We start from the raw sequence: 12,848 nt of genomic DNA on the forward strand, positions 1-12,848 counted from the left end.
AACCGCGCCGGTGACGCGGTTCGGGCGAGCCGGTTGCCTGCCTCCTGCTCATGACCTGCGCAGGTGCGACTCGATGGCCTCGATGACGCGTGGCCGCAGTTCGGCCGCGCGGATGACGGCGTCGACGGAGCCGACCTCGACGGCGCGCTGGATGTTGTGCACGCGGTCGAACTCCGCGGCCACCTCGCCGAGCTTCTCCGCCCGCACCGACGAGCGGAGCTCGTCGAGTTCCGCGGTCAACGCGGCGCGGTCCGTGCCGGAGGCAGCCGCGGCGCGGGCCTCCAGGTCGCGTACGCGCGGGTCGGCCGCGGTGCGGCGGTCGACGTCGCCGGAGAACACCACCGCGGCGGCGGGAGCGCCGCCGAGCACCGACGCGAACGAGCCCTCCAGCGCCAGCACGGTCATGTTGGGGTTCAGCGCCTTCGAGAACACCACGAACGCCCCGCCGTGGTACCGCGAGATCACGCAGAACACGATGGGCCCGCGGAAGTTCACGATGGCGCGGCCGATCTCGGCGCCGTACTCCAGTTGGAGCTTGCGCATCGACTCGGGCGAGCCGTCGAAGCCCGACAGGTTCGCCAGCACCACCAGCGGCCGGTTGCCGCTGGCCGCGTTGATCGCCCGGGCGGCCTTCTTCGACGACTGCGGGAACAGCGTGCCCGCGGTGTAGGTGTCCGGGCCGTCGGTGGGCGGGAAGCCGCGCCGCGGCACCGCCCGGGACTCGATGCCGAGCAGGCACGTCGGGATGCCACCGAGGTGCACGTCCTGCACCACCGCGGTGTCCGCGTCGGCCATGCCCGCCCAGCGTTCCAGCACGGGGTGGTCCTGGTCGGAGAGCGCCCGCATCACGGTCCGGATGTCGAACGGCTTCTTCCGGTCCGGGTTGGCCGCGGCGGAGAAGATCTCGCCGACGGTGGTGAAGTCGCTGCCGGCCACGGCGTGCGGGAAGGCGGAGACGTCGCGGTCGACGGGGTCGGTGGTGCCCGCCCGCCGCGGCGCGTCCTCGCCGGGCGCGACGTACGTGTGGTCGTAGTGCGCCATCAGCACGTCCCGCGCGGCGGTCAGGTTCGGCGCCCAGTACTGCGCCTGCCCGTTCGGGCCCATCACCCGGTCGTAGCCGCCGATGCCGAAGTTGTCCTCGGCGGAGACGCCACCGGAGAAGTCGAGCGACTGCTTGCCGGTGAGGACCATCGCCGAGTCCGGCGTCATCACCAGGATGCCCTTGGTGTGCATGAGCATCGTCGCCTCGGCGTTCCAGTACGGCTGCGCGCCGACGTTGATGCCCGCGACCACGATGTTGATCTCGCCGCCGTCCTGGGTGAACTCGACGATGCGCTTGAGCGCCGCGGCCACCCAGTCCATGTTCTCCGTGCCCGACGTCATGGAGATCCGGGCGCCGGCGGACAGCGCGTACCACTCCAGCGGCACCCGCATCCGCTCGGCCAGGTCCAGCGCGGCGATCACCCGGCGGCACTCCGGCTCCGACAGGGCGCCGAGCGCCTTGGTGGGGTCGCCGAGCAGCACGACCCGGGTGACGCCCTGCGGGTGCCGCGAGGTCGGCGTGGTGACCACGCCGGCGACGATCGCCGCGCTGTTGCGCCCCCTGGGCCGGTCGACCGGCACCAGCGCGTGGTCGTCGTCGAGGTCGTGCTCGACGAAGTCGCCGAGCAGGCCGGTCAGCTCGTACGGGTACACCGTGTTGCGGCTGCTCGCGCGCAGCACCTTCAGCCGGTAGTCGTCGAGCGGCTCGACCGGCTCGACCGGAGGCTCGCCGACGGTCAGGTGGGCGCCGCCGGTGGCGTCGAAGGAGATCCGCAGGGCGATCTTCCTCAACTCGCCGGTCTCGCGGTCGCGCTCCCGCGCGATGAACAGGATCTCCTCCAGGCCGGCGCCCGCGGTCGTCGGGCGTACGCGCCCGGCGATCATCTCCATCTCCTCGCGGGTGAGGTCGCTCGGCGGCCAGACGTAGATCACGATCCGGTTGGTGTTGAAGCGCGTCTTCGACGCCCGGCGCGACTGCGCGCGGCGGATCGAGTCCAGGCAGGCGGCAACGGTGTCCTCGGCCGTCGGCAGCGCGACCAGCCGCCCGTCGTGCTCGCGCAGCGCGGTCAGGTCGCGCACCTGCGCGAACGCGACCAGGCGCTCGTCGGACGGGTTCTCCCGCGCCACGCACTGGAAGAGGTAGACCTCCTCGTCCAGGGACGGCAGCCGGGTCAGGTCGAACTTGCGCAGCCGCTCCAACTGCATCCGCTGCGCGATGTACGGGTGCAGGCCGCGGATCAGCCGCTCCTCGGCCATCCCGGCGCCCGACGGGCGGAACGTGAAGTGGTGGTGCATCACGGCGCCGGCGCGGCCCGCCACGGTCGTGGTCAGCCTGCGGACCCGGTGCGGCAGCGGGTGCGCGTTGACGACCTCCAGCAGCGCGGCCACCATCGCGTCGAAGTCCTCCGGCTGGTTCTCCCACCCGAGGTAGATGTCGGCGTCGATGGCGTCCCCGCCGCCGCCGAGTTCGGCGAGCCCGCGCAGTGCGCCGTCCAGGGCGTCGAAGCTCACCGCGGCGGACACCACGGTCGAGTCCGCGCGCTCGGCGACCACGAACGTGCAGCCCGCCACCTCGTGGGTGCGGACGCCGGTCAGCCCCTTGTTGCCGTAGTAGCGCCGGGTCAGCACCTCCAGCATGACCGCGTTGTCGAGGTGGTCGCGCACGAGCCGCTGGCCGAGCAGCCGTACCAGCGGCTCGGTGCTGCGCACCATCTCCGCGACGCGCTCGGCGCGGTCCGGCGCGTCCGGGTGCGCGTCCAGGTGCCGCAGGTGCCGGCGGACCTGGGCGTAGACGCGGGCGCGGTTGCGGCGCAGCAGCGGCTGGGCGAACCAGGCGAACACCACGCCGCGCGCGAGGTCGGCGACCACCGGGAAGCGGACCTGCGTGGCGGCCACCAGCCGCTCCAGCGCGAGGCCGGCGGGCTCGTGCAGCGTGTCGTCCGGCGGGGGCTCCCGCAGCCACGCGCGCAGCAGCGTCGCGACCACCGTGGCGTCGGCGGACGCGCGCTGCAGCGCGAGGAAGATCCGGAACACGGCGGCTTCGAGTTCGGGGGAGCGCTCCAGGTCGGTGACCCCGTAGTGCCCGAGCGCCTTGACGAGCTTGGCCTGGAACGCGCTCGGCAGCCCGGCCCGCTCGACGTCGAGGCTCTGCAGGTAGGTGTGCAGGTACTCGCGGGCGCTGTGCACGTGGCCGTCGCCGCCGTCCTCTCCCGTGGGCCGGTTGCGGCTCAGCTCGGCGAGGTCGGCGAACACGTTGACGAGTTCGAGTTCCTCGGCCAGGGGCCGGCGGCCGTGCGCGCTGGCCGCGCGCCGCGCGGCGAAGTACTCGTCGAGCACCCGGCGGTCGTCGTGCGGGTCGACGTCGAAACCGAGCAGCAGGCTGCGCAGGTCCTCCTGGCCGCGCCGGGTGCGCTCGAGCACCGGGATCTCCTCGGGCGCGGCGGGCAGGTCCAGCTCGACGGAAGCGGCGGCCGGGCTGTCCGCGGCCTCCGCGGCCTCGTCGGCGACCGGCTCCAGCCGCACCAGCGGCGCGCCGGCCTCCACCTGACTGCCCACGGAGACGACGCATTCCTTCAGGCGCGCCTTGAACGGTGCCCGCAGCACCGTCTCCATCTTCATGGCCTCCAGCACCAGCACCGGCGCGCCCGCCTCGACCTCGGCGCCGACCTCCAGCGGCGTGGCGACGACCAGCGCGGGCATGGGCGAGCGGACGACACCGCCCTCGTCGCGGCTGATCCGGTGCGTCACACCGTCGACCTCGACCAGGTGGATCGGTCCGTGCGTGTCGGTGAGCAGGCGGTACCGGACGCCGTTGACGACGATCTGCCCAGTGTGCCGGTCGAAGCGGTCCAGCTCGACGTCGGCGGTGCGGACGACCTCGCCCGCTTCGATGCCCACGCGGAACCGATGCGCGCCGACCCGCGCCACGCGCATGCGGTAGCCCACGCCGCGCAGCTTCAGGTCCAGCGGTCCGCCGCTGGAGTGCTGCACCTGCGGGCGACCGCCGGACGCCGTCGACAGCAGCCGCTGCCGCTCGGCGCGCTCCTCCTCCTCGTACGCCTCGACGGCCGCGGCCGCGAGCGCGACGGCGGAGTGCCGGTGCGCGACCAGCCGGCCCTCGCCGCGGACCCGGTCGATCCAGCCGGTGTCCGCGCTGGCGTCGATCACCTCGGGTTGGTCGAGCAGGTCCAGCACGAAGCTCTTGTTCGTCGCGCCGCCCTCGATGACCACCGTCGTGTTCGCCATCGCCCGGCGCAACCTGCCCAGCGCCTCGTCGCGGTCGCGACCGTAGGCGATGACCTTCGCGATCATCGAGTCGAAGTCGGCGGGGATGGTGTCACCCTCGCTGACGCCGGTGTCCACCCGGATGCCCGGCCCGGCGGGAAAGTCCAGCCGCGCGATACGGCCCGGGGAGGGCGCGAAGTCGCGGTCGGGGTCCTCGGCGTTCAGCCGGGCCTCGATGGCGTGCCCGCGCTCCACCGGCGGCTCGCCTTCGAGCCGTCCTCCCGACGCCACGTGCAGCTGCGCCTTGACCAGGTCGAACCCGGTGGTCAGCTCGGTGATCGGGTGCTCGACCTGCAGGCGGGTGTTGACCTCCAGGAACGCGAACAGCCGGTCGCCGGGGTGGTAGAGGAACTCGACGGTCGCCGCGCCCCGGTAACCGACCGCGACGGCGAGCCGTTCCGCCGACGCCTTGAGCTCGGCGGCCTGCGCCGGGCTGAGCACCGGCGACGCCGACTCCTCGATGACCTTCTGGTTGCGCCGCTGCACCGAGCAGTCACGGACGCCGAGCGCCCACGCGGTTCCCTGGCCGTCGGCGATCACTTGGACCTCGACGTGCCGGGCGCCGGTGACCAGCCGCTCCAGGAACACGATGCCGCTACCGAACGCCCGCGCGGCCTCCTGGCTGGTGCGCTCGTACGCGTCGGCGAGCTCGGCGGAGTTCGTGACCACGCGGATGCCGCGCCCGCCGCCGCCCGCGGTCGCCTTCAGCATCAGCGGGTAGCCGATCTCGGTCGCCGCCGCCAGGGCGGCGTCCAGGGTCTCGACCGCGCCGCGGCTCCACGGCGCGACCGGCACGCCGACCTCCTCGGCGATCAGCTTCGCGCCGATCTTGTCGCCGAGCTTGCGCATGGCCTCCGCGCTCGGCCCGACGAAGGTGACGCCGACCTGCTCGCACAACTCCGCGAACGCCGGGTCCTCGGCGACGAAGCCCCAGCCCACCCACGCGGCGTCGGCGCCGGTCTCCACCAGCGCGCGCTCCAGCGTCTTCAGATCGAGGTACGGGCGCGCGGACGCGGGACCGAGGTCGTAGGCGATGTCGGCCTCGCGCACGAACGTGGCGTTCCGGTCGACGTCGGTGTACAGGGCGACCGTCTCGATCCGGGTCCCGGTTTCCGCGGCCAGCTCCCTGACGGCGTGGATGAGCCGCATCGCGGCCTCACCACGGTTGACGATGGCGACACGGCTGAACACCCGACCCAACCCCTCCGGTAGACCCATGACGTACGCACCGGGGACGACGGCGACCCTCGGTACGGATCACCCTTCCGCGCTCCGGCTGGCGGCGCTATGTCGTAACCACCGAACCCGGGCGGGAGCATTTGTAGGAACCGAACAAAACTTTTTGGCAGCCCCCGCCTCTGGTCAGGTCGCGAGGCGGGTGGCGTGGCTGGGTTGCGTCAGCGGCCGTGCGGCGCGACCACGGCCCGGCCGGCCACGCTCCCGGCCGACGTTCACCATGTCGGCACCGAGGGCGAACGCCACCACCGCGTTGTCCGGCAGCCCGAGCTTGCCGGCGCCGACGAAGACCACCTGCTCGTGCAGGTCCCTGGAAGACCAGGTCGCCACCCCTGCGGTGGTACGGCGACAGTCCGCCCTCGCCGGTGTTGTGCAGGCAGCCGGCGAGGGCGGCACCCCGGTTGAGCGCCTTCACCGCGTTGCCCGAGAGCGAACCGAAGCTCATGCCGGAGATGTTGACCACCGACTCCGGGCGGAACGCGCGCGCCCGCCGCCGGGCGGCGCCGAGCACCTTCGCGCACGGCAGCGCGACGTCGTGCCCGGCGCCGGGGAAGGACGGCGGCATCGCCCGGCCGAACGTGCGGTGCTTGATGATCGGATAGCCGGGGGTGTACTCGATGTCGTTGTCGGTCCCGAACCCGAAGTAGTTGTTCTCCCGCTTCGCCGACGCGTACACCCAGCGCCGCTGGTCGCGGGTGAACGGCCGCTCCTCGTTGTTGCCGGCCACGATGTACTGGCGCAGCTCCGGCCCGATGGACTCGAGCAGGTACCGGGCGCGGCCGAGGACGGGGAAGTTGCGCAACAGCGCGTGGTCGCGCTGGAACAGGTCGCGTGCGGCGAGGGCCGCGGCGGCGACGAGGGACGGTCAACTTGCCGCGGCCTGCTCGTGTCGCACGTCACGCGGGCGCCGTGTCACAAGGGCCGGGTCGCCGTCGTCCCGTGTTCGACAGAGTCATCCGGGACAGGAGGCCAAGATGAGGATCGTGGTAATCGGCGCCGGCTACGCGGGCACATTCGCGGCGAACCGGCTGGCCAGGAAGCTGAAGTCTGCCGAGATCACGGTGGTCAACCCGCGACCCGACTTCGTGGAGCGCGTACGACTGCACCAGCAGCTCGCCGGGACCGCCACCGCCGCGGCGCCCCTCGCGTCGATGCTGCGGGACGGGATCACGTCGCGCGTCGGCACCGTCGACAAGATCGGCCACGGCAGCGTCGTCCTCGACCACGGCGAGAGCGTCGACTTCGACTACGCCTTCCTCGCCGTGGGCAGCACGGCCCGGCCGATGCGGGGAACGGTCCCGGTGGGCACGTGGGAGGGGGCGGAACAGGCCCGGGTGGCGCTTGCCGCGCTTCCCGCGGGTGGCACGGTCACGGTCGTCGGGGGCGGTCCGACGGGCATCGAGACGGCGGCGGAGGTGGCCGGCGTGCGGCCGGACGTCCGGGTACGCCTCGTCGGCTCGTCGGTCGCCGGGTGCTTCTCCCACGGCGCGCGGCAGCGCGCCCGCGCCGGACTGGAGCGGCTGCGGGTCGACATCGTGGACGACGACGTCACGGAGGTGGCCGCGGGCCCGGGGCGGTGCGATGGCACCGTGCACCTCCGGTCCGGAACGGCGTTCGCCTCCGACCTGACCCTGTGGGCGATCGTGGCCGGCGTCCCCGACCTCGCCGCCCGCAGCGGCCTCGCGGTCGACTCGGAGGGCCGCGCGATCGTCGACGAGTGCCTGCGCAGCGTCACCGACGAACGGATCTTCGTGGTGGGCGACTGCGCGGCGGTGCCGGGAGCCCGTTTCGCGTGTCAGTCCGCCGAGCCGCAGGCCGCGCACGCGGCCGACACCCTGGTCCGCCTGGTCGAGGGTCGTGAGCCCGAGCCGTACTCGCTGCGTTACCTCGCGGTCTGCGTCAGCGTCGGACGCAGGGACGCGGTGGTCCAGTTCACCCGACGCGACGACACCCTCCGACGGGCCTACCTCGGTGGGCGTACCGCGGCCGTGCTCAAGGAGGTGGCCTGCCGCGGTGCGAGGTTCGGCGCCCGCACCGGCACCGGTGTCTGAGTGCCGGGTCCGAAGTGGCCTTCCGATTGGTCGACGCGCTCCTTCTGCGCCCATGCCTCCACAGGCTGGTCGCACCCGATCCGGCTGGGAGCGCGTCGGCCCGGGCGGTGCTTCCGCCAGCCTCACCAGGTGGCTCGGCCTGGTCCTCCCGCGGACTCCGGTCCTCGACCGGCCCGGTCTACCGCGGCTTCCCCTTCCGCCCCACCGATGTGTTGGGATCACACCGTGTCATCGACCGCGTGCAGGCCACGTGGACGTGTCGTCCCTTTGCTCTGCACCCGTGGACGCAGCGGTCACCCTCCGTCGTCGCCGCCAGGGCGCCTGCCGCCACGGCTGGACGCCGAAGGCCCAGGACGGCGCGGTGTTGCGGTGGTGGGTGCAGAGCAAAGGGAGCGGGAGAGCGTGTGGGTGCCAGCAGCTCCGGCGACGGTGCGTAGTGGTGGCGAAAGGCATCCGTGAAGGTGACGCAAGGTAGCGCCGGTGGAAGCGGGTCGGCTGACGGTTCCGGAGAGGATGGCGCGGTGATCTGGGGGAGACGGAGCAGTCGGGTTCAGCCGCCGCCGGTGGTGGGCCAGGACGGGTCAGTCGGGGCGGTGCGGGCCGCGTACCGCCGACTGGGCCAAGCCGGTGCGGGACCGGGCGCGGGCCGGGCTGGCGCTGCTGCTCACCGACGATCCGGGCGCCTGTCTGCCGACGGTGCTGCCGACGGTGCTGCGCCTCGACGCGCGTCTGCGCGGTGGTTTCGCCGTCGACCAGGTGCGGGCGGCGTTGCTCTCGGCGGCGGAACAGGTGTGGCGCGGCCTGCTCGCCTCGGGCGGTCGCCGGGAGCGCCGGTTCGTGTTCGACACCGCGCTGGCGCAGGGGCGGCTGCGCCTGCCCGACCTCGTGGCCTGTGCCGAGACGGATCCGGACGTGCGGATCCGAGCCCGGGCGGCCGAGGCGGCGTGCCGCGAGACGGTCTGGACCCGCCGGCTCGACGTCCTGCGGCGCCTGGCCGGGGCGGCCCGGCCCGAGGTGCGGGTGGTCGCGGTGACCGGACTGGTCCGGGGCGGCCAGGACGACGAGGCCGCCGCGTACCTGAACGACGACGCACCGTTGGTCCGGGCGGTGGCCCGGGACGCCGCCCGCCGACTCGGTGTCGACGCCCGGGCGCACTACCGGACCGTCGTCAGCACCGGTGCCCCCGCCCTGGGCGCGATCGCCGGACTGGCCGAAACCGGCTCGGCCGCGGACGCCCCGCTGTTGCGGCCGCTGCTCGTACACGAGCGGGCCGGGGTCCGCGCCCAGGCGGTCCGGGGCCTGCGTCTGCTGGACGCGGTCGTCGTGGGAGAGCTTGCTCCGCTGCTGCGGGATCCGTCGCCGGCGGTGGTCCGGGAGGTGACCGCCGCGTTGCGCGCGGCACTGATCCTCGCCCTCGACGCGGACCCGTGCCTGGCCGAACGCGGCAGGGCGGACGTGACCCGCTGGCTGCCCGAGCCGCACCGGCGCTCGGCGAGGTGGCCAGCCGGCAGCTGACCGGCTGGCTGGGCAACGTCCGCCCCGTATCCTGCGGGCCATGACCTCGATTTCGCCGGACGGGCGTGGCGTCGACTCCGCCCTGGACCCCTCGCCCGAGCAGATCCGGGACATGGGTGCGCGCGCCGTCGAGTGGATCGCCGGCTACCACGACTCGATCCGGGACCTGCCCATCGCCCCGCGTACCTCCGCCGCCGCGCTGAAGGAGCTGCTCGGCGAGCCGCTGCCCGTCGAGGGCCGGGACTTCGCCGACCTGCTCACGGCCTTCCGCGAGGTGGTCGTGCCCGGCAGCCGGCACAACGGGCATCACCGCTTCTTCGGGTACGTGTCGGCACCGGGGACCGCGGTCGCCGCGGTGGCCGACTTCCTCGCGTCGGCGTTGAACGCCAACCTCACCGCGTGGCGGTCGGCGCCGGCCCCCGCCGAGGTGGAGCACGTGGCGATCGACTGGATCAAGGAGGCCATCGGCTGCGCCCCGGACGCCGGTGGCCTGTTCATGAGCGGCGGCTCGATGGCCAACCTCACCGCGCTCGCCGCCGCCCGCCACCGCCACTGCGGCGACGCCGTGGCCACCCACGGTGCCGCAGCACACCCCGCGCCGCTGCGCGTCTACGCCTCCACCGAGACCCACCACTCGATCCACAAGGCCGCCGCGTTGCTCGGCATCGGGCGGGCGAACGTCCGCGAGATCCCGGTGGACGCCCGCTTCCGGATGGACGTCGACGCCCTCGTCCGCGCCGTCGAGGAGGACCGGGCCGCCGGGGCGGAACCGTTCTGCGTGGTGGCGAACGCGGGCACGGTCGTCACCGGCGCCGTCGACCCGCTCGCCGAGATCGCGGTGGTGGCGCGGCGGTACGGGCTGTGGATGCACGTCGACGCCTGCTACGGCGGCTTCGCGCGGCTCGCCCCCTCGGCCCGTCCGCTCTTCGACGGCATGGCGGAGGCCGACTCGATCGCCCTCGACCCGCACAAGTGGCTCTACCTGCCCGCGGACTGCGGCTGCCTCATCTACCGCGACCCCGAGGCGGCGCGCCCCGCGTTCAGCCTGGACGCCGACTACACCCGGGTCGTGCAGACCGAGCCGGCCGAGGCCTTCGCCTTCTGGGACTACGGCCCCGACCTGTCCCGGCGGTTCCGGGCGCTCAAGGTCTGGATGACGCTGGCGCACGCCGGTTCGCGGGCGGTCGGCGACGCGATCGAGGGCAACCTCGACCGCGCCCGTCACCTGGCCGGGCTCGTCGACGCCAGCGCCGACTTCGAGCTGCTCGCCCCGGTCGAACTGTCCATCTTCTGCTTCCGCTACCTGCCGCCGAGCGCACGTGCGGGTGCGTGGTCCCGGGTGGACGAGGAGGAACTCGACCGCCTCAACGAGCGGATCATGGTGGCACTGCAGCAGGCCGGCAGCTCGTACCTGTCGAACGCCACCGTCAACGGCCGCTTCGCGCTGCGCGGCTGCGTGCTCAACTACCGCACCACCCGACGGGACATGGAGATCCTGCTCGACGACGTACGCCGCGCCGCAAAGCAGGTGACCGGGGAGACGCGTTGAGCGTTCACGTCGGCCCGCTTCCGACCCGGTGCGGAGGACTGAGCGCCCGCACCGCTCGGTAGACTCCCCGTCTCGGCTGGATGACGGTGCGTCGGCCGTCGTCGGCCGCGCCCTGATCCGCACAGGAAGTGGGTGGCCACCAGGTGAGCACTCTGCCGGCACTCGCGGCCGACGCCGCCTTCACCGCCATGGTGATGGTCGCACCCGACGGCCGGTGCCTCTGGTCCAATCCGGCCGGCGGCCGGCTGGGCGTCGCGCCGGAGCAGCTGCCGTTGGCGCCTGTCGAACCGGACGGGCCGGCCGTGGAACTACCGGTGCCGGGTGACGACGGGGCGACCAGGTGGCTGCAGGTCCGCTGCCACGGCGTGGAGCACGAGGGGCAGCCGCTGCGGCTGTACGAGATGCGCGACGTCAGTGACGAGCGCCGGGAGCGCGAGCGGGGGCGCAACTTCCGGTGGCGGCTGGCGCACATCGAACAGCTCGCCAAGGTGGGCACCTGGGAGTGGGACGTGCTGACCGACACGGTCGTCTGGAGCGACGTGCTGCTGCAGATGTTCGGCCTCCCGCCCGGCACCAACCTGGACTACGAGTCGTACCGGGAGCTGCTGTACCCGGACGACGTCGCCATGATCGAGCGGACGCTCGAGACCGCGCTGCGCACCGGTGGGCCGTTCGCCTACACCCATCGCATGTACCTCGCCGACCGGGTGACCCTGCGCGTCTTCGAGTGCTACGGCGAGGTCTTCGCCGACGCCACCGGCGCGCCGGTGCGCGTCCTGGGCACCGCCCACGACATCACCGCGACGCAGCAGGTCCAGGACCAGTTGACCCGGCTGGCCGAGCTCGATCCGCTGACCGACCTGCCGAACCGGCGGGCCCTGCTGGCCCGGCTCGACGACCTGCTCGCCGAGGGGCGCAAGCCGTCCGGCGCGCTGCTGCTGATCGACATCGACAACTTCAAGGACATCAACGACGTGCACGGGCACGGGGTGGGTGACGACGTGCTGCGCGTCCTGGCCCGGCTGCTGCTGCGCCAGTTGCCCCCCGGTACGGTGCTCGGCCGGCTGGGGGGCGACGAGTTCGCCGTCGTCCTGCCCGGGGCGTACGCCGACGACGCTCTCGCTGTGGCGGAGGCGCTGTGCAACGCCGCGGTCCGCACGCCGATGCCGTTGGCCGGGACCGGGCTGCGGGTGACCCTGAGCATCGGGGCCGCGTCGGTGGAGCCCGGCGACACGCGGGACGCCGTGCTCGCCCACGCCGACCTCGCCCTGTACGAGGCGAAGAACGCCGGGCGCAACCGGGCCCGGCTCTACCTGCCGGAGCAGTACCGGCATGCCGTGCAGCGGGTCAACGTCGTGACCCGGGTGCGCAAGGCCCTCGACGAGAACCGGATGCGCCTCGACGCCCAGCCGATCATCAACCTGTCGACCGGGGAGGTGGTCAGCCGCGAGCTGCTGATCCGGCTGCGTGACGGCCAGGAGCCCGCCCTGCCGCCGGCCGAGTTCCTGCCCACCGTCGAACGGGACGACCTCATCGGCGAACTCGACCGGTGGGTCGTCACCACCGCCACCACGGCGCTGGCCGACCCGGTGGCCGCGGCGGCCGGCATGCGCTTCGACATCAACATCTCCGCCCGGTCCCTGGAGTCGCCGGGCTTCGGCGACTGGGTGGTGCGGACCCTCCGAGCGGCCGGCATCGAGGCGAGCCGGTTGGGCCTGGAGATCACGGAGACCGCGGCGATCACCAACGTCGCCGCGGTGCGGAACCTGGCCGGCGCCCTGCGGGACGCCGGCTGCCGGTTGAGCCTCGACGACTTCGGCGCCGGCTTCGGCTCGTTCGCCTATCTGAAGCACCTGCCCTTCAGCACCGTCAAGATCGCGGGCGACTTCGTCCGTCAGGCCGACCACGGGGGCGCCGACCCGGTGCTCATCGACGCGGTCGTCCGCGCCGCGCACGGGCTCGGCATGCGTACGGTCGCCGAGTCGGTCGAGCACGCCGCGCTGGTGCCGGCACTGCGGACGCTGGGTGTCGACGCCGGGCAGGGCTTCCACCTCGGACGGCCGGTGCCACTGGACGAGCTGCTGCGTCCCACCGGCGGCGAATGGCAGGGCGCCGCCCCACCGGGACGACGCCCGTAGGGCATCCTGGTGGCCTAACGTCCGCTCTGGAGG

General features: G+C 73.3%; 6 protein-coding genes. 4 read left to right on the forward strand and 2 right to left on the reverse strand.

The features are described from left to right. Positions 1 to 48: 48 nt before the first annotated feature. Entirely contained in the window at positions 49 to 5,517 is a 5,469-nt protein-coding gene (locus tag ABGB16_RS06920) for a carboxyl transferase domain-containing protein (RefSeq protein ID WP_347667117.1), read from the reverse strand. Between the two features lie 94 nt (positions 5,518 to 5,611). Beyond that, entirely contained in the window at positions 5,612 to 6,364 is a 753-nt protein-coding gene (locus tag ABGB16_RS06925; RefSeq protein ID WP_347667118.1) for a glutamate synthase-related protein, read from the reverse strand. Between the two features lie 172 nt (positions 6,365 to 6,536). Between ABGB16_RS06925 and ABGB16_RS06930 the strand changes: the two genes are divergently transcribed. From ABGB16_RS06930 to ABGB16_RS06945, 4 genes are all read left to right on the forward strand, one after another. Further along, on the forward strand, positions 6,537 to 7,613 hold the full coding sequence (locus tag ABGB16_RS06930; protein WP_347667119.1) for an FAD-dependent oxidoreductase: 1,077 nt from the start codon (positions 6,537 to 6,539) through the stop codon (positions 7,611 to 7,613). Positions 7,614 to 8,240: 627 nt separating this feature from the next. Next, positions 8,241 to 9,128, forward strand: coding sequence for a hypothetical protein (locus ABGB16_RS06935; protein ID WP_347667120.1), 888 nt, complete (start codon positions 8,241 to 8,243; stop codon positions 9,126 to 9,128). A 40-nt stretch (positions 9,129 to 9,168) separates the two neighbouring features. Continuing rightward, positions 9,169 to 10,677, forward strand: coding sequence for an aminotransferase class I/II-fold pyridoxal phosphate-dependent enzyme (locus ABGB16_RS06940; RefSeq protein WP_347667121.1), 1,509 nt, complete (start codon positions 9,169 to 9,171; stop codon positions 10,675 to 10,677). 143 nt (positions 10,678 to 10,820) lie between these two features. Beyond that, positions 10,821 to 12,815 carry an EAL domain-containing protein gene (locus ABGB16_RS06945; protein ID WP_347667122.1) on the forward strand — a complete coding sequence of 665 codons (1,995 nt, stop codon included), beginning with the start codon at positions 10,821 to 10,823 and terminating at the stop codon, positions 12,813 to 12,815. Positions 12,816 to 12,848: the final 33 nt, after the last annotated feature.

Origin of the sequence: Micromonospora sp. B11E3 (assembly GCF_039871625.1) — a bacterium.
Classification (GTDB): Bacteria; Actinomycetota; Actinomycetes; order Mycobacteriales; family Micromonosporaceae; genus Micromonospora.